Raw genomic sequence first — 20,612 nt, 5'->3', positions numbered from 1 at the left:
CCCAGAATGCCTGCATCGGCCTACGCGCCGCCCACCAGGAAGCGCCATTCATGCAGAACCCAACCCAGACCCAGCACCCCGCCGCCAGCGAACGCGTCGGCCCCGCCTTTTCCGTGGATGGCATGCTGCGGGCCCGCAACAAGACCCGCCATGCCATCGAAGCCATCGCCGCGCGCATCCGGCCCGGCATGGTCGAGGAAGACGCGGTGGCGATGGCCAAGCAGACGTTGATCGACGCCGGCATGGCGCTCAGCTGGCACCCCACCCGCGTGCGCTTCGGCGCCAACACCATGAAAGCCATGCGCCAGGCCTCGACCCCCGGCGCGGTGCTGGGCGACGACGACATCTTCTTCCTGGACATCGCGCCCCGGCTGGATGCCTGGGAAGGCGACGGCGGCAAGAGCTACGTGGTGGGCAACGACCCCGGCCAGGCGCGCTGCGCCCGCGACGCCGAAGCCCTGTTCCACGACGTGCGCGGCGTGTGGCTGCGCGAGCGCCTGAGCGGACAGGCCTTGTATGCCTACGCCGACCGCCAGGCCCGCGCCATGGGTTGGGAATTGAACTTCGACCTGCCGGGCCACCGCGTGTCGGACTTTCCGCATGCGGCGATCCATACCGGGTCGCTGGCCGACCTGGCCATCAGCCCGTCGGAAATGCGCTGGATCCTGGAGATCCACCTGCGCGATCCGCAGGGCCGCTACGGCGCGTTCTTTGAAGACATGCTGCTGGACGATACGCACTACCCGGCGTAGGCCGCCGGCGTAACGCATCACAGAAGAGTATGACGACAGGCGCGCATGAAATCCGCGCCCGTCGCCACTGCATCACGTCACGCGCATCACGTCACGCGCATCAAGCCGCCCGCGCCCCGCCGATCGACACCACGCTGGCCGTGAAGTCCTTCAGCAAGGCTTCGCGCCGCGCCGCGGCCTTTTCCATTGCCGCTTCTTTCACGTGGCCATAGCCGCGGATATCTTCAGGCACGCTGGCCAACGCCACCGCGCGGTCCAGGTTGCCGCGGTTCAGCTTGCACAGGATGGCCCCGATGGTCTCGCCATACTCGCGCGCCAGTTCACGCTCGGCACGGCGCTCGCGCGTGTAGCCGAACGGGTCCAGCCGCGTGCCACGCAGGCGCTTCATGCGCGCCAGCAGGCGGAACACGCGCAGCATGCCCGGCCCGTAAGCCTTCTTGACCAGGTGGCCGTCGGGACCGCGGCGCGCGAACAGCGGCGGCGCCAGGTGAAAGCGCAGTTTCCAGTCGCCTTCGAACTGCTCGCTCACGCGCTTGAGGAAGTCGCCGTCGGTGTACAGCCGCGCCACTTCGTATTCGTCCTTGTAGGCCAGCAGCTTGAAGTAGTAGCGCGCCACCGCCAGCGCCAGCCGCTGGGTGCCGGTGGCCTCGTGCTCGGCGTGCGCCACCTTGTCCACCAGGTCCGTGTACTGCCTGGCGTAGGCGGCATCCTGGTATTGCGTGAGAAACGCGCGTCGCACCTCGACCAGCCGGGCCAGCTCGCCCGGCGGCTTCTTCAGTTCCAGCACCGGCGTTGCGCGCGGCCGGCGAATCTCGATGATGCCGTCCGGATGCGCGGGCGCCGCGGCGCCCGCGGCCAACAGCCGCATCACGCCGGCCAGGTCGTGGGCCGCGCGCCGCCCCCAGGCGAACGCCGCCAGGTTGTTGGGCACCTGCTGGCCGTTCAATTCAATCGCGCGCAGCAGCGCTTCGCGCGACAGCGGCAGCCAGCCCTTCTGGTAGGCGTAGCCCATCATCAGCGGGTTCGAATAGATCGCGTCCCCCAGCAGGCCCACCGCCAGCGCCGACGCGTCCACCGCGTGCAGGTTGTCTTTGCCGCAGGCGGCCTGCAGGTCGGCGGTCAGGTTGGCCCCGGGCAGCGTCCAGTCCGGGTTGGACACGAACGCCGCGGTAGGCGCGGTGTCGCTGTTGAGCAGCGCATGAGTGCGCCCCGGGCGCAGCCGCGCCATGGCGTCCGCGCTGGTGGCCACCACCAGGTCGCCGGCCAGCAGCAGGTCGGCCTCGCCCATTGCCACGCGCGTGTTCATCAGGTGGTCTGGCGTTTGCGCCAGCACCACGTGCGAATACACCGCACCGCCCTTTTGCGCCAGGCCGGCCATGTCCAGCACCGAACAGCCCTTGCCTTCCAGGTGCGCGGCCATCCCCAGCAGCTGGCCGATGGTGACCACGCCCGTACCGCCCACGCCGGCAATGAACACGCCGTACGCCTGGTCCAGCCCGCGCGCGGCCGGCTGCGGCACATCGTCGTCGACCGCACCGTCGGGCGCCAGGGCGCGCGGCTTTTTCAGCTTGCCGCCTTCCACCGTGACGAAGCTGGGGCAAAAGCCCTTCAGACAGGAAAAGTCTTTATTGCAGCTGGACTGGTTGATCGTGCGCTTGCGCCCGAACTCGGTTTCCAGCGGTTCGACCGACAGGCAGTGCGACTTCTGAGAACAGTCGCCGCAGCCCTCGCACACGCGCTCGTTGATGACCACCCGGCGCGCCGGGTCGGGATACGCATTGCGCTTGCGGCGGCGGCGCTTCTCGGTCGCACAGGTCTGGTCGTAGATCAGCACCGACACGCCGGGATATTCGCGCAGTTCGCGCATCACCGCGTCCAGCTCGTCGCGATGCTTGACCGGCACGCCCGGCGCCAGGCCGGCCATGTCCTTGTATTTGTCCGGCTCGTCCGTCACGACCACGATCTTGTCGATGCCTTCGGCCGCCACCTGGCGGCTGATCATCGGCACGCTAATGGGGCCGTCCACCGGCTGCCCGCCGGTCATCGCCACCGCGTCATTGAACAGGATCTTGTAGGTGATGGGCGCCTTGGCCGCCACCGCGGCGCGGATCGCCAACAGGCCTGAATGGAAATAGGTGCCGTCGCCCAGGTTGGCGAACACGTGCTTTTCCTCGGTGAACGGCGCCTGGCCCAGCCACGGCACGCCCTCGCCGCCCATCTGCGTGTACACCTGCGTATTGCGGCCCATCCAGGTCACCATGTAGTGGCAACCGATGCCCGCCATGCCGCGCGAACCTTCCGGCACGCGGGTAGACGTATTGTGCGGGCAGCCCGAACAGAACCAGGGCTTGCGGTCTTCGACCACGCGCGGCCGCGCCAGCGCCTGCTCGCGGCCGGCAATGAAGGCCAGCCGCGCCTCGATGCCCGCGCGCACGTCCGGCGGCAGCTCGAACCGCAACAGCCGCGCCGCGATGGCCTTGGCCACCATGGCGGGCGAAAACTCGTAATGCGCCGGCAGCAGCCAGTTGCCCTGCGGCACCGACCATTCGCCGCCGTCCTTGTCGTCGAACTTGCCCACCACGCGCGGAATCTTCTTGCCGCTGCCGATCCAGCTGAACAACTCTTCCTTCAGCTGGTACTCCAGCACCTGACGCTTTTCCTCGACCACCAGGATCTCGTCCAGGCCTTCGGCGAAATGCGCCATGCCGGTCGATTCCAGCGGCCACACCATGCCCACCTTGAAGAGGCGCAGGCCGATGCGCTGGCACACCGCTTCGGTCAGGCCCAGGTCCGACAGCGCCTGGCGCGTATCCAGATAAGCCTTGCCCGACGTCATGATGCCAAAGCGCGCATCGCGCTGCGGCACCTGCCACAGTTCACGGTTGAGCTTGTTGGCGCGCGCATAGGCCAGCGCCGCGTACAGCTTGTAGTCCAGCAGCCGCGCCTCTTGCAGCAGCGGCGTATCCGGCACGCGGATGTTCAGCCCGTCAGGCGGCAACTGGAAATCTTCCGGCAGCACGATCTGCACCCGGTACGGGTCCACCTCGACCGACGCCGACACCTCGACGATATCGGTGATGCACTTCATGCCCACCCACACCCCGGCGTAGCGGCTCATCGCCCAGCCATGCAGGCCGAAGTCCAGCACCTCTTGCACGCTGGACGGAAACAGCGCCGGGATCATGCAGGCCTTCAGGATGTGGTCGCTCTGGTGCGGCAGCGTCGACGACTTGGCCGGATGATCGTCGCCCGCCACCACCAGCACCCCGCCGTGCGGCGCCGTGCCCGCGGCATTGGCGTGCTTGAACACGTCGCCGCAGCGGTCCACCCCCGGCCCCTTGCCGTACCACATGCCGAACACCCCGTCGTACTTCGCCCCGGGGAACAGATTCACCTGCTGCGAGCCCCACACCGCCGTTGCCGCCAGGTCTTCGTTGATGCCCGGCTGGAACTCCACGTGGTGCGCCTTCAGGTACTTGGCCGCCTTCCACATGTTCTGGTCCACCCCGCCCAGCGGCGACCCCCGATACCCCGACACGAACCCCGCCGTGTTCAGCCCCGCGCGCAGGTCGCGCAGCCGCTGCATCATCGGCAGGCGCACCAGGGCATGGATGCCGCTCATCCAGGCGCGGCCGGTTTCAAGGGTGTATTTGTCGTCCAGCTGGACGGATTCGAGCGCCGCGCGGACCGCGGGCGTGAGAGGGGCATTCATGTCTACTCCGAGGGTCGTGGAACGCCCGCAGCAGCATCGCGCCGAGTTCTTCTGGAGCCCGGGCGGGCCTACGGCGGAGGTGAATTCCGGGCGCTTGGCGCGCCTCTACCTGACGGTTGTAACCGCTCGCCCCACCCCCGGCAATAGGGCGATGCGATAATTGCGGCCATGGACTTCGCCCCTCGCATCGTCGCCTGGCAACGCCAGCATGGCCGCCACGATCTCCCCTGGCAGAACACCCGGGACCCCTACCGCATCTGGCTATCCGAGATCATGCTGCAGCAGACGCAGGTGGCCACCGTCATCCCCTACTACGAACGCTTCCTGCAGCGCTTCCCCGACGTCGCCGCGCTCGCCGCCGCCGCCCAGGAAGACGTCATGCCCTACTGGGCCGGCCTGGGCTACTACGCCCGCGCCCGCAACCTGCACCGCTGCGCCCAGGAAATCGCACGCGACTGGAACGGCCGCTTCCCGCCCACTGCCGAAGCCATCGCCACGCTGCCCGGCATCGGCCGATCCACCGCCGCCGCCATCGCCGCCTTCGCCTACGGCGAACGCTCGCCCATCCTGGACGGCAACGTCAAACGCGTCTTCACCCGCCACTTCGGCATCGCCGGCGACCCCGCCAAACGCGAAACAGAACAACGCCTGTGGGCCCTGGCCGACGCCCAGGTCGATGCCGCCCCCGGCCTGGACATGGCCGCCTACACCCAAGGCCTGATGGACCTGGGCGCCACCCTTTGCACTCGCGGCAAACCCGCCTGCGACCGCTGCCCCGTCACCACCACCTGTATCGCGCGGCAGGAAGGCCGCCAGGCCGAACTGCCCACCCCCAAAGTCCGCAAGGCAATTCCGGAACGCGAGACCGCCATGCTGGTGCTGCAGCACCAGGGCGCCTTTCTCCTGCAACAACGCCCCGAACCCGGCATCTGGGGTGGCCTGTGGAGCCTGCCCGAATTCGACGTGGCCGGCGACCCCGGCGCGGCGTCGCGGGCCTTGGGGCTGGAGCCCGAGCGCCACAGCGCGCTGGCCGCGTTCTCGCACACCTTCACACATTACCGGCTGCACATCCGGCCCTGGTGGGTCGAGGTGCGCGCGGCGGGCCTGCGCGACGGCCACCCGCCCTCGCGCTGGGTGCCGGCCGGCGAACTGGCGTCCACCGCCTTGCCGGCGCCCGTGAAAAAACTGCTGCTGGGATTGGCCCAGGCCAACGCGGCGCACGGCACGCTGTTCTGAACCCCGGCGCGTTCCCGCGCCCGCTTACCGGGACTTGGGCGCCGCCGGCGTCTCGGGCAGCACCAGTTTTTCCAGGTAGGCCAGGTCTTCGCGCAGCAACCGCAGTGATTCGCTGACGTCGGGGCTGCGCGAACGCCGCGCCTCGTCACGCAGCAGCGAACGCACCGCCATGTCCGCCATGATGGCGGACACCTCGGCCCGGCTCAGCCGGCCGTCCGGCTTGTACCACCAGGCCGACCAGTTGCACATGCCGATCAGGCTGACGGCCGCGATGTGCGGATCCACCATCCGGAACTGGCCGTCCCGGACCCCCTTTTCAATGACCACGCTGAAGTTGTCCAGCAGGCCGCGACGCGCCGCCTGCAGGGCCGCGCGCTGCTTGGGCGTCATGTCGCCTTCGGTGCGGTCGGCCACGCGGAATTCCGCCGGCCGCGACAGGATCAGGTCGGCGTGCTGGGCCACCAGGGCGCCCAGCGCCTGGACCGGGTCCAGGTCCGCGCGGGCCACGGTGTCGCCGGCCAGCTTGCGCGCCGTATTCAGCACCTCTTCGGTCAGCGCGCGCAGGATCGCGTCCTTGCTCTTGAAGTAGTAGTAGACCGCGGTGCGGCTCAAGCCCAGCGTTTCGGCGATGTCCTGGATGCTGGTGCCGCCGGTGCCGCGCTCGATGAACAGCGTGGCCGCCGCATCGAGGATGGCGCCGCGCAGCGCTTCGCCCTTCAGGGTGCCCTTGGTGCTTGCTTCAGTCACGGTTGCGAGGTTCCTTCAATGGCCGTCCGCGGCGCGCGGACGATGGTCCGATTTGACCACACTGTCAGTTTTTCGACTTTGATTGACATCAAAGTCAAATATTTGTCTAATCTGACGAATCGAGCCATGCAACGACTATCCCAGGAGACGGATATGACTTCCGGCAGTCCTTCCAGCCAGATCACCGCTGGCTTTCTGAACACCGACTGGAACCCCCGCGACCTGCCGGCGGGCGCCATCACCCGCAACACCGTGCTGCGCACCGCCGACGGCGCGGCCACCTCCGGATCGCTCTACCTGCCGTCCGGTCCGCGCCCGGACACCGTCGTCTGCGTGATGCATCCGCGTGAATTCATGGCCTGCCATTACCTGATCCCCGACATCGTCGCGGCGGGTTGCGCGGCCTGGTCGCAAGGCGCGCGTTCGGTCGGCAACGACCTGCGGCTGGAACACGAAACCGCCTTGCAGGACGTGGCCGCCGGGCTGCGCCACCTGCGCGACCAGGGCTTTGCGCGGATCATCCTGCTGGGCAACTCGGGCGGCGCGGGGCTCTATGCCTTCTATGCGCACCAGGCCGGCCTGCCGCCGGCGCAACGCGTGGCCCGCACGCCCGGCGGCAAGCGCAGCGGGCTGGACGAACTGGATATGCCCGCCGTCCACGGCATGGTGCTGGTCGGCCCCCACCCGGGCCAGGGCGCGCTGCTGCTGAACGGCATCGACCCGTCCGTCGCGGATGAAAACGACGCGCTGTCGGTCGTAGCGGCGCTGGACCCGCTGTCGCCCGCCAATGGCTACCAGCCCGGTGGCCGCGCCCGCTATGCGCCGCCGTTCGTCGAGCAGTACCGCGCGGCGCAACGCCAGCGCGTCGCGCGTCTGGACGTGCTGGCACGGCAACTGATCGCCGACCGCATGCAGGCGCGCGCCATGCTCAAGGAACAGGCCGCGCCGCCGCCCGAGCTGCGCCGCCGCGCGGCCCACACGCCGGTGCTGGTGGTATGGCGCACCGATGCGGACCTGCGCTGCCTGGACCTGAGCCTGGATCCTTCCGACCGCCACCCCGGCTCGCTATGGGGCAAGGACCCCTATGCGTCGAACTACGGCGCGGTGGGTTTCGCGCGCTTTTGCACACCGGAGAGCTGGCTGTCCACCTGGTCGGGCCTGTCGTCCAACGCCAACCTGTCGCGCACGGCCCCCGGCATCGTCCAGCCCACGTTGGTCATCGAATACACCGGCGACCAAGCCTGCTTTCCCTCGGATGTGCGCGCCATCCATGACGCCATTGCCGCCTCGGACAAGACGCACCTGCGCATCCGCGGCGACCACCACGGCCGCGCCCTGGCCGACGGCGAAGAACCCGGCCGCTACCTCGCCGGACGCGAACTGGCGGCGTGGCTGCGCGCGCGCTTTCTGTAATCGACCCCTTTTCTGGAGCCCCCCATGACCTCCCCCCCGCCGTCCCCGCTGCGCCTGCATGGCGTGGACCACACCGCCCGGCCCACGTGGCGGCTGCGCGAGACCGTCAATTTCTATCGCGACATCCTCGGCTTGCCGCTGGTCCACGTCATTTCGGCGCGCGGCTGGGGCCCCGAGACGCACCCTGATTTCCTGCATTTCTTCTTTGACAGCGGGCGCGGCAGCACCATCGCGTTCTTCTATTACCTGGGCGCCGAAGAACCGCCGGCCATGCAGGGACGCGCCGCGATGCGGCCCCTGCCCGAAGACCATGTCTCCGACGCCACGCACACTGCCTGGCTGGTGCAGAGCGAGGCCGAGCTGCACGCCTGGAAGGAAAAACTGCAGGCGGCCGGCCTGGACGTGTCGGTGGAAACCCGCCACGAGGTCATCGAGTCGATCTACGTGCGCGACCCGAACGGCTACTTCATCGAATTCACGCGCAAGCTGCGCCCCCTGGCTGAGGTCGATGCGATCGATGCGGCCCTGACGTTGCAGGCGGCGATGCAGGCGGAGGCGGACGCGCAGGCGCAGGGGCAGCGCATCCGTCAGGTGGACGACATCTGGGCACGCAAGGCCGCATTGCTGGCATCGCACCTGGACCCAACTAGCAAGCCCGCCGATTCCGGCGTGCGGATCTTCGTGCCGCGCGTGGAGGAATTCTCGTCGCTGATCGAAGACGCCTCACAGCGCAGCGACTGCGCGGTGGTGCCCGTCGATGAATTCGACTGCATTGTCGCGGACGGGCCGCTGGAGTTCCGGCGCAAGACGCTGGGGCTCAAACCGGCGGTCTGGTATGGCCTGTTCACGGGCGGCGTGCGCGGCACCATCGACGTGTTCGACCGGGATCGCGTGCGGATATCGCCAGCCGGCCAGTAGCGCCACGCCAGGAGGAGACAACCATGCGAGATCTACGCCACCCCATAGAGGGTGTGATCTACCACCCCGAAGACCGCGCCCAGCGCTATTTCGCCAGCGGCGCCTGGGAGCGCCGCACCGTCGGCGACGCGTTGCGCGCCACCGCGCGGCGCTGCCCCGGCCGCACCGCGCTGATCACCGATGAAGGCAGCCTGACGTTCCAGGCGCTGGACGAACGCAGCGAACGGCTGGGCGCCGCCCTGCTGCAACGTGGCCTGCGCCCGGCGGACCGCGCCCTGTTCCAGATGGGCACGACGCTGGACACGGCGGTCGCCCTGCTCGCTTGCTACAAGGCAGGCATCGTGCCGGTGTGCACGCTGCCCCAGCATCGCGAACTGGAGATCGGTCAGCTGGCCCGGCAGACGCAGGCGCGCGGCTATTTCGTGCAGGCGGACTTCGGCAGCTTCGACCTGACGGGCTTTGCCGCCGCCATGGTCGCGGCCAGCGATACGCTCACGCACCTGATCGTCGCCCGGGGACCCGCCGGCAGCCACGCCGGCATGCAGGCGCTGATCGACGGCATGCCGCCGGATGACGCAATCGCGTTGCTGCAACGACACGGTCCCGGCTGCGAAGACGTGCTGAGCTTCCAGCTGTCGGGCGGCACCACCGGCATGCCCAAGATCATTCCCCGCTTCCACGCCGAATACCTGGGGCATGCGCTGGCCTGCGCGCGCCGCTATGGCATGCAAGAGACGGAACGCATCATCTGGTCGTTGCCGTTGCTGCACAACGCCGCCCAGGTCTACGTGCTGATTCCGGTGATCGCCATGGGCGTGTCCGCCGTGCTGATGCCGCGCGTGGACGTGCCGCGCATGCTGGAACTGATCGAACGGCACGGCGTTACTCGCGCCATGTCCATCGGCCCCATCGCGCCGCAGATCATGGCCTACGACCGCCTGGCCGAGCACGACATCCGCTCGCTGCGGCTGTTCATCACCATGAGCGCGGCACAACGGCTGGAAGCGCACCTGGGCGTGCCCTGTTCCAACCTGTTCGGCATCACCGAAGGGCTGCTGCTGGGCACGCCCGCCGAGGCCTCGGCGCTGGCGCGCCACCAGACCCAGGGCTGGTCCGGCTGTCCCGACGACGAAATCCGGCTGCTGCACCCCGGCACCGAGACGCCCGTGGCGCCGCAGGAAATGGGCGAACTGTGCTTTCGCGGCCCCGCCACGCTGCCAGGCTTCTTCGATGCGCCCCAAGCCAATGCCACGGCCTTCACGTCTGACGGCTTCTATCGCAGCGGCGACATGATGACCGCCCGCGTCGTGGACGGGCAGACCTGCTACACGTTCGAAGGCCGGCTGCGCGACAACATCAACCGCGGCGGCGAAAAGATCGGCTGCGAAGAAGTCGAGGCCCAGGTCGGCGCCCATCCCGCCGTCGCCGAGGCCAAGCTGGTCGCCATGCCCGACGCCTACTACGGCGAAAAGGGCTGCGTGTTCGTGATCCTGCGCCCCGGCCACGCCGCGCCCACGGTGCCGGAGCTGGCGGCCTTTCTCACGGGCCGCGGGCTCGCCAAATACAAGTGTCCCGAACGCATCGAGCAGATCGACGCCTTTCCCGTCACCAAAGTGGGAAAGCTGGACAAGGCCGCCTTGCGCCAGAGCGTGGCCGAACGCTTGAACCAGGAGGCCGCGCAGGCCAGGGAGTCCGCCAATGACCAGCACTGAATACGTCGTGAGCGAAACGCCTTTCGTGGTGCGGCGCCGCGTCAAGTGGGGCGACTGCGACCCGGCCGGCGTGGTCTACACCGTCACGTTCGGCGAATACGCGCTGTCGGCGGCCGAGCTGTTCTATGGCCGCCTCTTTGGCGGCACGCCGCAACGCATCAAGGACGAGCATGGCTTCGGCACCCCGACGCGCGCGCTGTCGTTCGACTTCCAGGCCTCGCTGTGGCCGGACGAGGAATTCGACATGCGCGTCACGGTGGAACAGGTTCGCACCCGCACCTACACGCTGCGCATCCATGGCAGCGTGCGGGGCGCGCCCGCGTTCGATGCCATCCTGACCCCGATCTGCGTCGCGCGCGGCGAACGGCGCGCAATCGCCGTGCCCGACGCCTTGCGCGACGCTCTGTTGTCTTACCAGGAAGCCTGCACGCAGGCACAACCCAGCGGGAGCGCTGAACCATGAAAATCGCCGTTATCGGAGCCGGCCCTGCCGGCCTGTATTTCTCCCTGCTCGCCAAGAAGCACGATCCCGGCCACGAGATCACGGTCTATGAACAGAACCCACAAGGCGCCACCTACGGCTGGGGCGTGGTGTTCTCCGACATCGGCCTGTCGTTCCTGCGTGAGGCGGATCCGGCGTTCTTTGCCAGGTTCGTGGCCCACCACGAACGCTGCGACTACATGGAAATCGTGCACCGGGGCACGCGGGTCCAGGTGCAGGGCAACCCGTTTTCCCGCACTGCCCGCATCGACATGCTGGCGGTACTGGAGCAGGCCTGCCTGGACGCCGGCGTGCGGATACGCTATCAGCAGCGTGTGGACGACGTGGCGCGGCTTGCGTCCGAGGTCGACGTGCTGGTCGCCGCGGACGGCAGCAACAGCGCCGTGCGCAAGCAATACGCCGAACACTTCCGCCCGGCGTTCGAGCGCCGGCGCAACAAGTTTGCCTGGTACGGCACGCGCCAACGCTTCCATCCGGTCTCGCTGATCTTTCGCGACACCGAGCACGGCATCTTCATCGCGCACAGCTATCAGTACAGCCGCGACCTGAGCACCTTCCTGGTGGAAGTGGATCCGGACAGCTGGCAACGCGCCGGCCTGGACACCGCCAGCGAGGAAGACAGCCGGCGCTACTGCGGCCAGGTATTCCGCGACGACCTCGGCGCCCACGAACTGCTGGGCAACCGATCGCTGTGGTTCGAGGCGAACATCGTGCGCAACGAGCGCTGGTCGCACGAGAACATCGTGCTGCTGGGCGATGCGCTGCGCACCGTGCATTTCTCGTTGGGCTCCGGCACCCGGATGGCGATGCAGGACGCGATCGCGCTGCATCAGGGCCTGCTGCAGCATCCGGGCGACGCCCGCGCGGCCTTCGCGGCGTTCGAGGCCTTGCGCCGACCGGCCTCGTCCAGCTTCCAGGCGGCCGCGGGGCGCAGCCTGGACTGGTACGAGAACGTGGCATCGAAGATGCATCTGGACCCCGTCGAATTCGCCTACGACTACATGCGCCGCACCGGCCAGGTCAGCCATGACGACCTGCGCCAGCGCGATCCGGCGTTTGCCGCGGCGTACGAAGCCCGCCATGCCGTGGCCGCCTAGCCATCCAGAAAAAGGGAGGAGACATGAAAAAAATAGTGAAATATGCCGCGACGGTTATTACCGCGACGGCCGCAGCGCTCGTCTGTGCCACGGTTCAGGCGCAGTCGGGGCAATTTCCCGAACGGCCAGTGCGCATGGTGCTGCCCTATTCGGTCGGCAGCGGCCCGGACGCGGTGGCGCGCCTGGTGGGCGAACAGCTCACGGCGGCCTGGAAGCAGCCGGTCATCGTCGAGAACAAGCCCGGCGCGAACGGCTGGCTGGCGATTGGCGACGTCAAGCGCGGCGGCCAGGATGGCTACTCGCTGGCCATCGTCGACAACACGCACATGACCTTGCAGCCGCACCTGTACCGCAACCTGCCGTTCGACCCGGTGCGCGATTTCGAACCCGCCGCGCCCATCTATCACACGCACTTCTTCATCGTCGTCTCCGCCCGCTCGGCGTGGAACGATGTGAATGACCTGATCGAAGCGGCGCGGGCGCAGCCGGACAGGCTGACCTACGGATCGTGGGGCATGGGCAGCGTGGCGCATGTCGGCACCACCATGTTCCAGGACGCCACGCGCACCCGCATGACGCACGTGCCGTTCAAGGACCTGGCGCAGCTATACACCGCAGTGGCCAACGGCGAGGTCGACTGGGCCTTCGGCACGGCGGCGACGGTGCAGAATCTGTATCAGGCCAAGCGGGTCAAGCTGCTGGCGCTGGCCGCTCCGGCGCGGCTGGCCTCGTACCCGGATGTGCCGACCGTCGCCGAGGCCGGCGGCCCCAAGGATTTCGAACTGAAAACCTGGGTCGCCGCGTTTGCCCCCAAGGGCACGCCCGAGGCCGTGGTGAAACGCATCAACGCCGCCATCGCCGCGGCCGTCCAGACGCCTGCGGTGGTCAAGCGCTTCGAGACCTTCGGTTTTCAGGCCTGGCCGGCTGACACGGCGGCGCTGGCCCAGGCCCGGGACGCGGACTCGGCGCGCTTCGCGCAGGTAGTCAAGAAAGCCAACATCTCGTTGGACTGACACGTTGGCCGCGCGCAAGCCGGGCCCGGCGGCCCGGCGTGCGCGTCATTCCTGCTCGACGCCGTCCAGCAGCATCACCAGCTTCAGATCCAGATGGGTCGCCAAGCGGAAGGTGATCTGTTGAAACCCCATCCGGCCCCGGCGAGGATGCGCGAACTCGCGCAGGCCGCCTTCCCGTTCGACGACGGCATGCCGGTTCCACCAGTGCGCGAACACCGCGCTTTGCCGATTCAAGGCATCGATCAACGCCAGCACCGCGGGCTCATCAAGATGCGCCCCCGCATCCGCCCGAAATTCTGCCACCACCCGGCGCGCCCGCTGCTCCCAATCCACCACCAGCTCCCGCGCGGCCGGATCCAGAAAGATATAGCGCAGCAGATTCGGCTCAGGATCCCGATCCGGCCAGTCATCGAACAGATCCCGCAGCGGCGCATTACAGGCCAGCACATTCCACGCCCGGTCCAGCACATAGGCCGGCGCCGTGATCGCATCCACGCACTCGCGCAATGACCCCGGCGCCCCCATCGCATCATCGCGCGCATGCTGCGGATCCGCGCAGTCCGCCAGATCGAACAGATACGCCCGCTCGGCCCGCGCCAACTGCAGCACCCCCGCAATCCGCGACCACACCGATGGTGACACCGACACCTCGCGCCCCTGCTCGATCCACGTATACCAGGTGACGCTGATCCCGCACAGCTGCGCCACCTCTTCGCGCCGCAGCCCCGGCGTGCGCCGCCGCATGCCTTCGGGCAGCCCGGCCATCTGCGGCGTGATGCGCGAGCGGGCGCTGCGCACGAATTCGCCCAGCGCCTGGCGGCGCAGGCGGGAGCCTTCGTGGCCGGCCGCGCCGGCTTGGGGGGAAGTGTTCATACCAGGATAAGGTGCAGGCTTGTACGTGTATAAGTGCCGTCTATCTTAGCGCCTCGACGCCCAGCGCTCGACAGCATCACCGTCGACCCTGTATAGATCGGGATTGAGCCGAAAAAACCGAATCAACAAGCAGGAGACAACCCGCCATGCCCGCTCCCCACACGCCCCCCCTCTGCCCCACCGTCACCGACGCCGCCGCACGGTTTCGAGACGGCGCGGTCACCAGCGAGGCGTTGACCCAAGCCTGCCTGGACCGCATCGCCTCGCGCCAGGATCTCAATGCCTTCATCACCGTCGATGCCGACGGCGCCCTGGCCCAAGCCCGCGCCGCCGACGCCGCACGCGCCGCGGGCCGCGCCGCCCGCCCCCTGGAAGGCGTGCCTCTGGCCATCAAAGACAATATCCACGTCGCCGGCTTGCCCAATACCGCTGGCACCCCGGCCTTGCGCGACTTCCGCCCTGCCGCGAACGCGCCCGTCGTGCAGCGCCTGCGCGATGCCGGCGCCATCATCGTCGGCAAGGCCCACATGCATGAACTGGCTTTCGGCGTCTCGGGCTACAACGCTGCCTATCCCGGCTCGCGGGGCGCCGGCACCCGCAACGCCTACGACCCCGAACGCATCGCGGGCGGCTCGTCCTCGGGCAGCGGCGCCGCCGTGGGCGCACGGCTGGTGCCGGCCGCACTGGGCACCGACACGGGCGCCTCGGTGCGCCTGCCGGCTGCGCTCAATGGCGCCGTGGGCTTGCGCCCGTCGGTGGGCCGCTACGACGGCGCCGGCATCACCCCGATTTCCCACACCCGCGACACCCCCGGGCCCATCGCCAACAGCATGGCCGACATCGCGCTGCTCGATGCCGTGCTGACCGGCGACCACTCGCCCTTGCCCGTCCTGCGCCCCACGGACCTGCGCCTGGGCCTGCCCGCCTACTTCTGGCAGGACCTGGACCCGCAGGTGCAGGCCGTCATGCAGGCGGCCCTGGACACGCTGCGCGCGGCCGGCGTCACCCTGATTGCCATGGACATGCCCGGCCTGGAGGCCAGCAACGCCGCCAGCGGCATGCCGATCTGCCTGCATGAACAGAAAGTGGATCTCATCGCGTACCTGCAACGCTACGAGGTCGGCGTGAGTTTCGAGGACGTCGTGGCGCAGATCGCCAGCCCCGACGTCAAGGGCATCTTCGACAACCTGGTCGTGCCGGGCGTGCTGCCCACGCCGACCGGCGAATTGCTGGCGCTGCAGCCGCTGTACGACAGCGCGATGGCGGTGCATCGCGATGCGCTCATCGATGTCTATCGGCACGCGTTCCAGGCGCATGGCCTGCATGGCCTGCTGTTTCCCACCGTGCCGGTCCTGCCGCCCATCGCCGCGCCAGAAGCCAGCAGCCTGGAGACATTCCTGCGGCTGGCGCGCAACGTCGACCCCGGCAGCAATGCGGGCCTGCCCGGCTTGAGTCTGCCCGCCGGCCTGTCTGAAGGCGGATTGCCGATCGGGCTGGAGGTGGATGGCTTGCCCGGCGACGACCGCCAGGTCATCGCGATCGGCCTGGCGCTGGAGGGTGCGCTGGGAAGACTGGCGCCGCCGACTTCGGCCTGAGTTTCAAACCTGACTTGCTGGCCTGACTTCGGACCTGATTTCAGGTCAGTTCCGTCAGGCCAGTTCCCCTACGCCGACGCCTCCGGCATGACCGCCAGCGTGGCTTCCAGCGCCCCCGCCACGCCCAGCGTGCGCAGCGATTGCACCGCCTGCGCCACCGCCCGCACGAAGCGCGCGTCCTGGCCCAGGTCGCCGAATACCGCAGGCAGGCCCGTCATCTGCACCGTCCAGGCCGACGCCGCTGCCGGTCCCGGCCCGGCAGCCCGCGCCGCCTGTTCCGCCAGATCCAGCCGCGCTGCCAACACGTCTGCCAGCGGATCGTCGATGTTATAGCGGCGCCCCGCCTGGTCCACCCCGCGCAGAAAGTGCAGCCAGCCCGCCACCGCCAGCGCCAGCCCCGCCATCGGCTGATCCGCCGCCAGCCGGTCGCGCACCGTGCCCAGCAGCCGCTGCGGCATTTTCTGCGAGCCGTCCATGGCGATCTGCCGCGTCTGGTGCTTGAGCGCCGGATTGGCATAGCGCTGCAGCAGTCGTTCCTGGTAGTGCGCCAGGTCCAGCCCCGGCAACGCCGGCAGCGTCGGCGCGATCTCCGTCTGCATCAGCCTGGCCAGATAGCGCCGCAACAGCGGTTGCGCCACCGCCTGATCCACCGTGGCCCAACCCGCCATCACCGACAGGTAGGCCAGCGCCGAATGCGCGCCGTTCACCATGCGCAGTTTCAGCGTCTCGAACGGCGCCGCCTCGGCCACGAAGCGCGCCCCGCCCACCGCCCAATCCGGGCGGCTGGCAGCGAAAGTGTCTTCCACCACCCATTCCAGATACGGCTCGGCCAGCACCGGCCAGGCATCCGTCAGACCCAGCGCCTGCGTCACCGCAATGCGGTCCTCGTCCGTGGTGCGCGGCACGATGCGGTCCACCATCGAGCACGGGAAGGTGCAGGCCTGCCCGATCCAGTCGGCCAGCCCCGCGTCCACCTGCGCGGCGAACGCCAGCACCAGGCCGCGCAGCAGGCGACCATTGGACGGCAGGTTGTCCAGCGACAGCAGCGTCACCGGCCCCAGCCCCGCCGCGCGCCGCCGCTGCAACCCCCACACCAGGAAGCCGATGGCGCTGCGCGGCGCCGCCGGTTGCCCCAGGTCGTGCACGATGTCCGGATGGTCCAGATTCAGCGCACCGCTGGCCGGATCGTGGCAATAGCCCTTCTCGGTCACCGTCAGGCTGACGATGCGCGTGTCGGCGGCAGCGATGTGCGCCAGCACGGCTTGCGGATCTTCGGGCGCCACCCGCGTTTCCAGCAGGCAGCCGATCACGGCCAGCTGCTGGCGCGGCTGCCCCTGGGCATCGGCGCTGCGCAGCGCCAGCGTGTACAGACCGCCCTGCGGCGCCAGCGCATCGCGCGTGTCGGCCTGGCGCAGCGACACGCCGCACAGGCCCCATGCCAGCTCGCCGCCGGCATGCAGCGCCGCTTCGTTCACCGCCGCCAGGTGGCCGCGCGCGAACGCGCCCAGCCCCAGGTGCACGATGCCGGTGCGCAGCGCCGTGCGATCGTAGGCCGGCCGCGCCACGCCGGGCGCCAGCCCCGCCAACCGTGACGGATGCAGGCGGGCGACGGGTTGCGCCGCGCCCGGTTGCGCCGGGTCAGGCTGCCGCGCTACCAGTTCCATAACGTCCCATCCTGCTGCAGCCGGTTCACCGGCAGGTAGGCGCGCTTGTACGGGTACTTGGCGGCCAGCTTCTCGTCGATATCCACGCCGTGGCCCGGCACGTCGCCGGGATACAGCATGCCCTGGTTGAACGTATAGGCGTGCGGGAACACGGCGTCCGTCTCATCGGTGTGGCGCATGTATTCCTGGATGCCGAAATTGGGCACCCACAGGTCGAAGTGCAGCGCCGCGCCCATGCACACGGGCGACAGGTCGGTGGCCCCGTGGCAGCCGGTGCGCACCTGGTACAGCGAGGCCAGGTCGGCGATACGCCGCAGGTGGGTGATGCCGCCCGCGTGCACCACGGTCGTGCGGATGAAGTCGATCAGCTGGTTCTGCACCAGGTCCTTGCAGTCCCAGATCGAATTGAAGATCTCGCCCACCGCCAGCGGCGTGGTGGTGTGCTGGCGGATCAGGCGAAAGGCCTCCTGGTTCTCGGCTGGCGTGGCGTCTTCCATCCAGAACAGGTTGTAGGGTTCCAGCGACTTGCCCAGGCGGCCCGCTTCGATCGGCGTCAGGCGGTGATGCACGTCGTGCAGCAGGTGGTGGTCGAAACCCAGCTTTTCGCGGATGCGCTCGAACAGCTTGGGCGTGTGCTGCAGGTATTTCTCGGTGGACCAGTCGTGCTCGCTGGGCAGGTCGCTGTCGGCGGGTTCGTAGAACAGGTTGCCGCGGCCCACGCCGTAGACCTTGTCCAGGCCCGGCACGCCGCTTTGCGCGCGGATGGCGCGATAGCCCATGTCGGCATAGCGCAGCACTTCGTCGACCGTGTGCTCGATGTCGCTGCCGTTGGCGTGGCCGTAGACCATCACGCCGCTGCGGCTCTTGCCGCCCAGCAGCTGGTACAGCGGCAGGCCGGCGGCCTTGGCCTTCAGGTCCCACAGCGCCGTGTCCACCGCGGCGATGGCGGTCATGGTGACCGGCCCGCGGCGCCAGTAGGCGCCCTTGTACAGGTACTGCCAGATGTCTTCGATCTGGTGCGCGTCGCGGCCGATCAGGCAGGGCACCACGTGTTCGGTCAGGTAGGCCGCCACGGCCAGCTCGCGTCCGTTCAGGGTGGCATCGCCGATGCCGGTCAGGCCCTGGTCGGTTTCGATTTTCAGGGTCACGAAATTGCGGCCCGGCGAACAAACAATGACGCGTGCGTTCGTAATTTTCATCATGGGTTCCGTAAGGACGGGAGAGTGTTCAGCCTTCCCAGCCCAGGTGGCTGAGGAAGTCGCGGGTACGGGCGACCTGCGGGTTGTCGAAAATCTGCGTGGGCGGGCCTTGTTCCAGGATGGCGCCGTTCTCGAACACCACCACCCAGTTGGCCACGCGCTTGGCGAAGCTCATTTCGTGGGTCACGACGATCATGGTCATGCCCTCCTGCGCCAGTTTCTTCATGACGTTGAGCACTTCGCCCACCGTCTCGGGGTCCAGCGCCGAGGTCGGTTCGTCGAACAGCATCACCTCCGGCTCCATCGCCAGGGCGCGCGCGATCGCCACGCGCTGCTGCTGGCCGCCGGACAGGTTGGCCGGAAAGTTGCCGGCCTTGGCGGCCAGGCCCACCTTTTCCAGCAGCGCCATGGCGCGGGCGCGGGCCTGTTCGGGCGCCATGCCCAGCACCGTGATCGGGCCCATGGCCACGTTGTCCAGCGCCGACTTGTGCGGAAACAGCTCGAAGCTCTGGAACACCATGCCCATGCGCTGGCGCACCTTGCGCACTTCGGATTCGGCCTCGGGCAGCGCCACGCCGTCCAGCAGCACGCGGCCGCCATCCAGCTTTTCCAGCGCGTTGGTGCAGCGAAGCAGCGTGGATTTGCCCGAGCCGGACGGCCCGATCAGGCACATGACCTCGCCCTTGTTGACCTGCAGCGACACGTCGCCCAGCGCCACGAAGTCGCCATAGACCTTGCGCACGTTTTCATAGACCAGCACCGGCGGCTGGTCGGCGCCTTTGCGTGCCGCGGCGGCAGCCGCCGCGCCCACCGCTTGTTGTTCCAGGATCATCTCGTTCATTCCTTGACTCCGTATTTGCGATGGATCCAGTCGACCAGCTTGGCCTGCGGATACCCCATCAGCCAATAGATCACCGCCATCGCGGTCAGCATTTCCAGCACGCGGAAACTCTGCGCGCGCACCTGCATCGAGGCGTAGGCCAGCTCGCTGACCGCAATCACCGACACCAGCGACGTATCCTTGAACAGCGAGATCCAGGTGCTGGCCAGCACCGGCAGGATGCGCCGCGCCGCTTGCGGGATCAGCACCTTGAACATGGCCTGGCGGCGCGACATGCCCATCGCCAGCGCGGCTTCCATCTGCCCCTTGCGGATGGAATTGATGCCGGCGCGAAAGGTCTCGGAGTTGTAGGCCGACACGTTCAGCACCAGCGCCACCAGCGCGGTCGTCACCGCCGAGAACTGCACGTCCAGCGCCATCGGCATGACGTAGAACGCCCAATAGATCACCAGGATCAGCGGCAGGTTGCGAAAGAACTCGACGATGGCCACGGCGACGCCGTTGGCCAGGCGGTTTGACGACAGACGCATCAGCGCCAGCACCATGCCGCCGGGCACGGCCAGCGCCATGGTCACCACCGTCAGCATCACGGTCATGGCCGCGCCCTGCAGCAGCACCTGGCGCGAGTCCCAGATAATTCCCCAATCCAAGTTCATGAGCGCCCCAGATGTGCGTAGCGTTGGTACAGGCGGTCGACGCCGCGGGTCACCGGGAACAGGATCACGAAGTACGCCACGATCACGGCGGTGAACACCTCGATGGGCCGGTAGCTCTGCCCGGCGATGGTCTCGGCCTTGTGCATCAGTTCCGGCACGGCAATCACCGTGGCGATCGCGGTGTCCTTGATGGCCACCGTCAGCACCGATCCGAAGGCCGGCAGCATGCGGATGGTGGCCTGCGGCAGGATGATCTTGCGCAGCGCCTGCGCCCGCGACATGCCCAGCGCCAGCCCAGCGCGCATCTGCCCCGGGCGCACCGATTCGATGCCCGCGCGGATCACCTCGGCCGAATAGGCCGCGATGTGCAGCGTCAGCGCCACCAGCGCGGCCCAGAACGGCGCGAAATTCACGCCGGCCAGCAGCGGGAAGGCGAAGTAGATCCACACCAGCACGACCAGCACCGGAATGGCGCGCATGCTGTCGATGTAGAACACCAGCAGCACGCGCAGCCAGCGCGGCCCGTACAGGCGCAAGAGCGCGATCACCAGCCCCAGCAGGATGCTGGACACCGCGGTGACCGCGCTGAGCGCGACCGTGATGCCCAGGCCGCCGGCAAAGAAGCGCCAGTTCTCGACGATGGGTGAAAAATCAAAGTCCATGGAATCTCCGTACGGACAGG

General features: G+C 68.4%; 17 protein-coding genes. 9 read left to right on the top strand and 8 right to left on the bottom strand.

The window, feature by feature from the left end; genetic code table 11:
* The first annotated feature begins 50 nt into the window (after window positions 1-50).
* Window positions 51-752: a M24 family metallopeptidase gene (locus tag U858_RS0102415; protein WP_025135599.1), complete on the top strand. Its 702-nt coding sequence runs from the start codon at window positions 51-53 to the stop codon at window positions 750-752.
* 100 nt (window positions 753-852) lie between these two features.
* Here the strand turns inward: U858_RS0102415 and U858_RS0102410 are convergent, their stop codons facing one another.
* A complete protein-coding gene (locus tag U858_RS0102410) occupies window positions 853-4,464 on the bottom strand; it encodes an indolepyruvate ferredoxin oxidoreductase family protein (RefSeq protein WP_025135598.1) in 3,612 nt (1,203 codons plus the stop codon).
* Between the two features lie 168 nt (window positions 4,465-4,632).
* Between U858_RS0102410 and mutY the strand changes: the two genes are divergently transcribed.
* Window positions 4,633-5,700, top strand: a complete 1,068-nt coding sequence (gene mutY, locus U858_RS0102405; protein ID WP_029953465.1) for an A/G-specific adenine glycosylase — start codon at window positions 4,633-4,635, stop codon at window positions 5,698-5,700.
* 24 nt (window positions 5,701-5,724) lie between these two features.
* Here mutY and U858_RS0102400 read toward each other — a convergent pair whose 3' ends face one another.
* Entirely contained in the window at window positions 5,725-6,447 is a 723-nt protein-coding gene (locus U858_RS0102400; protein ID WP_025135596.1) for a TetR/AcrR family transcriptional regulator, read from the bottom strand.
* Window positions 6,448-6,600: 153 nt separating this feature from the next.
* Here U858_RS0102400 and U858_RS0102395 point away from each other — a divergent pair, with 153 nt between their 5' ends.
* The 6 genes from U858_RS0102395 to U858_RS0102370 are packed head-to-tail and all read left to right on the top strand — an operon-like array spanning window position 6,601 to window position 13,102.
* Window positions 6,601-7,860: a hypothetical protein gene (locus U858_RS0102395; protein ID WP_029953463.1), complete on the top strand. Its 1,260-nt coding sequence runs from the start codon at window positions 6,601-6,603 to the stop codon at window positions 7,858-7,860.
* Window positions 7,861-7,884: 24 nt separating this feature from the next.
* Window positions 7,885-8,778, top strand: coding sequence for a VOC family protein (locus tag U858_RS0102390; RefSeq protein WP_025135594.1), 894 nt, complete (start codon window positions 7,885-7,887; stop codon window positions 8,776-8,778).
* A gap of 23 nt (window positions 8,779-8,801) precedes the next feature.
* Window positions 8,802-10,490 carry an AMP-binding protein gene (locus U858_RS0102385; protein WP_025135593.1) on the top strand — a complete coding sequence of 563 codons (1,689 nt, stop codon included), beginning with the start codon at window positions 8,802-8,804 and terminating at the stop codon, window positions 10,488-10,490.
* Window positions 10,477-10,953 (top strand): thioesterase family protein, encoded by a 477-nt coding sequence (locus U858_RS0102380; protein ID WP_025135592.1) that lies wholly within the window; start codon window positions 10,477-10,479, stop codon window positions 10,951-10,953. Before U858_RS0102385 ends, U858_RS0102380 begins: the two co-directional genes overlap by 14 nt.
* Window positions 10,950-12,089 (top strand): FAD-dependent monooxygenase, encoded by a 1,140-nt coding sequence (locus tag U858_RS0102375; RefSeq protein ID WP_025135591.1) that lies wholly within the window; start codon window positions 10,950-10,952, stop codon window positions 12,087-12,089. The genes U858_RS0102380 and U858_RS0102375 overlap by 4 nt, the downstream gene beginning before the upstream one ends.
* Before the next feature lie 23 nt (window positions 12,090-12,112).
* Window positions 12,113-13,102 (top strand): tripartite tricarboxylate transporter substrate binding protein, encoded by a 990-nt coding sequence (locus U858_RS0102370; protein ID WP_025135590.1) that lies wholly within the window; start codon window positions 12,113-12,115, stop codon window positions 13,100-13,102.
* Window positions 13,103-13,147: 45 nt separating this feature from the next.
* On the opposite strand, the gene U858_RS0102365 is transcribed toward U858_RS0102370, so the two are convergent.
* Window positions 13,148-13,975: a helix-turn-helix transcriptional regulator gene (locus U858_RS0102365; RefSeq protein ID WP_025135589.1), complete on the bottom strand. Its 828-nt coding sequence runs from the start codon at window positions 13,973-13,975 to the stop codon at window positions 13,148-13,150.
* A gap of 146 nt (window positions 13,976-14,121) precedes the next feature.
* Between U858_RS0102365 and iaaH the strand changes: the two genes are divergently transcribed.
* Window positions 14,122-15,570 carry an indoleacetamide hydrolase gene (iaaH, locus tag U858_RS0102360; protein ID WP_025135588.1) on the top strand — a complete coding sequence of 483 codons (1,449 nt, stop codon included), beginning with the start codon at window positions 14,122-14,124 and terminating at the stop codon, window positions 15,568-15,570.
* 68 nt (window positions 15,571-15,638) lie between these two features.
* Here the strand turns inward: iaaH and U858_RS0102355 are convergent, their stop codons facing one another.
* The 5 genes from U858_RS0102355 to U858_RS0102335 are packed head-to-tail and all read right to left on the bottom strand — an operon-like array spanning window position 15,639 to window position 20,592.
* Window positions 15,639-17,234 carry a mannitol dehydrogenase family protein gene (locus U858_RS0102355; protein WP_025135587.1) on the bottom strand — a complete coding sequence of 532 codons (1,596 nt, stop codon included), beginning with the start codon at window positions 17,232-17,234 and terminating at the stop codon, window positions 15,639-15,641.
* Window positions 17,222-18,433, bottom strand: coding sequence for a D-mannonate dehydratase ManD (gene manD, locus U858_RS0102350; RefSeq protein ID WP_025135586.1), 1,212 nt, complete (start codon window positions 18,431-18,433; stop codon window positions 17,222-17,224). The genes U858_RS0102355 and manD overlap by 13 nt, the downstream gene beginning before the upstream one ends.
* Before the next feature lie 28 nt (window positions 18,434-18,461).
* A complete protein-coding gene (locus U858_RS0102345) occupies window positions 18,462-19,274 on the bottom strand; it encodes an amino acid ABC transporter ATP-binding protein (protein WP_025135585.1) in 813 nt (270 codons plus the stop codon).
* A complete protein-coding gene (locus tag U858_RS0102340) occupies window positions 19,271-19,930 on the bottom strand; it encodes an amino acid ABC transporter permease (protein ID WP_025135584.1) in 660 nt (219 codons plus the stop codon). The genes U858_RS0102345 and U858_RS0102340 overlap by 4 nt, the downstream gene beginning before the upstream one ends.
* Complete coding sequence (locus tag U858_RS0102335) at window positions 19,927-20,592, bottom strand: amino acid ABC transporter permease (protein ID WP_025135583.1); 666 nt, start codon at window positions 20,590-20,592, stop codon at window positions 19,927-19,929. The genes U858_RS0102340 and U858_RS0102335 overlap by 4 nt, the downstream gene beginning before the upstream one ends.
* Window positions 20,593-20,612: the final 20 nt, after the last annotated feature.

It is taken from the genome of Achromobacter sp. DH1f (assembly GCF_000633435.1).
In the GTDB taxonomy this organism is placed as follows: Bacteria; Pseudomonadota; Gammaproteobacteria; order Burkholderiales; family Burkholderiaceae_B; genus Achromobacter; species Achromobacter deleyi.
The sequence above is the reverse complement of the archived record's forward strand: the minus strand, read 5'-3'. Positions and strand labels throughout refer to the sequence as shown.

Excerpts from the sequence above, each read along its gene's own strand:
- U858_RS0102385 (WP_025135593.1), top strand. The coding sequence starts at position 8,802 with ATGCGAGATCTACGCCACCCCATAGAGGGTGTGATCTACCACCCCGAA.
- U858_RS0102375 (WP_025135591.1), top strand. The coding sequence starts at position 10,950 with ATGAAAATCGCCGTTATCGGAGCCGGCCCTGCCGGCCTGTATTTCTCC.
- U858_RS0102410 (WP_025135598.1), bottom strand. The coding sequence starts at position 4,464 with ATGAATGCCCCTCTCACGCCCGCGGTCCGCGCGGCGCTCGAATCCGTC.
- U858_RS0102415 (WP_025135599.1), top strand. The coding sequence starts at position 51 with ATGCAGAACCCAACCCAGACCCAGCACCCCGCCGCCAGCGAACGCGTC.
- mutY (WP_029953465.1), top strand. The coding sequence starts at position 4,633 with ATGGACTTCGCCCCTCGCATCGTCGCCTGGCAACGCCAGCATGGCCGC.
- U858_RS0102380 (WP_025135592.1), top strand. The coding sequence starts at position 10,477 with ATGACCAGCACTGAATACGTCGTGAGCGAAACGCCTTTCGTGGTGCGG.
- U858_RS0102355 (WP_025135587.1), bottom strand. The coding sequence starts at position 17,234 with ATGGAACTGGTAGCGCGGCAGCCTGACCCGGCGCAACCGGGCGCGGCG.
- U858_RS0102390 (WP_025135594.1), top strand. The coding sequence starts at position 7,885 with ATGACCTCCCCCCCGCCGTCCCCGCTGCGCCTGCATGGCGTGGACCAC.
- U858_RS0102395 (WP_029953463.1), top strand. The coding sequence starts at position 6,601 with ATGACTTCCGGCAGTCCTTCCAGCCAGATCACCGCTGGCTTTCTGAAC.
- U858_RS0102335 (WP_025135583.1), bottom strand. The coding sequence starts at position 20,592 with ATGGACTTTGATTTTTCACCCATCGTCGAGAACTGGCGCTTCTTTGCC.
- iaaH (WP_025135588.1), top strand. The coding sequence starts at position 14,122 with ATGCCCGCTCCCCACACGCCCCCCCTCTGCCCCACCGTCACCGACGCC.
- U858_RS0102370 (WP_025135590.1), top strand. The coding sequence starts at position 12,113 with ATGAAAAAAATAGTGAAATATGCCGCGACGGTTATTACCGCGACGGCC.
- U858_RS0102365 (WP_025135589.1), bottom strand. The coding sequence starts at position 13,975 with ATGAACACTTCCCCCCAAGCCGGCGCGGCCGGCCACGAAGGCTCCCGC.
- manD (WP_025135586.1), bottom strand. The coding sequence starts at position 18,433 with ATGAAAATTACGAACGCACGCGTCATTGTTTGTTCGCCGGGCCGCAAT.
- U858_RS0102345 (WP_025135585.1), bottom strand. The coding sequence starts at position 19,274 with ATGAACGAGATGATCCTGGAACAACAAGCGGTGGGCGCGGCGGCTGCC.
- U858_RS0102340 (WP_025135584.1), bottom strand. The coding sequence starts at position 19,930 with ATGAACTTGGATTGGGGAATTATCTGGGACTCGCGCCAGGTGCTGCTG.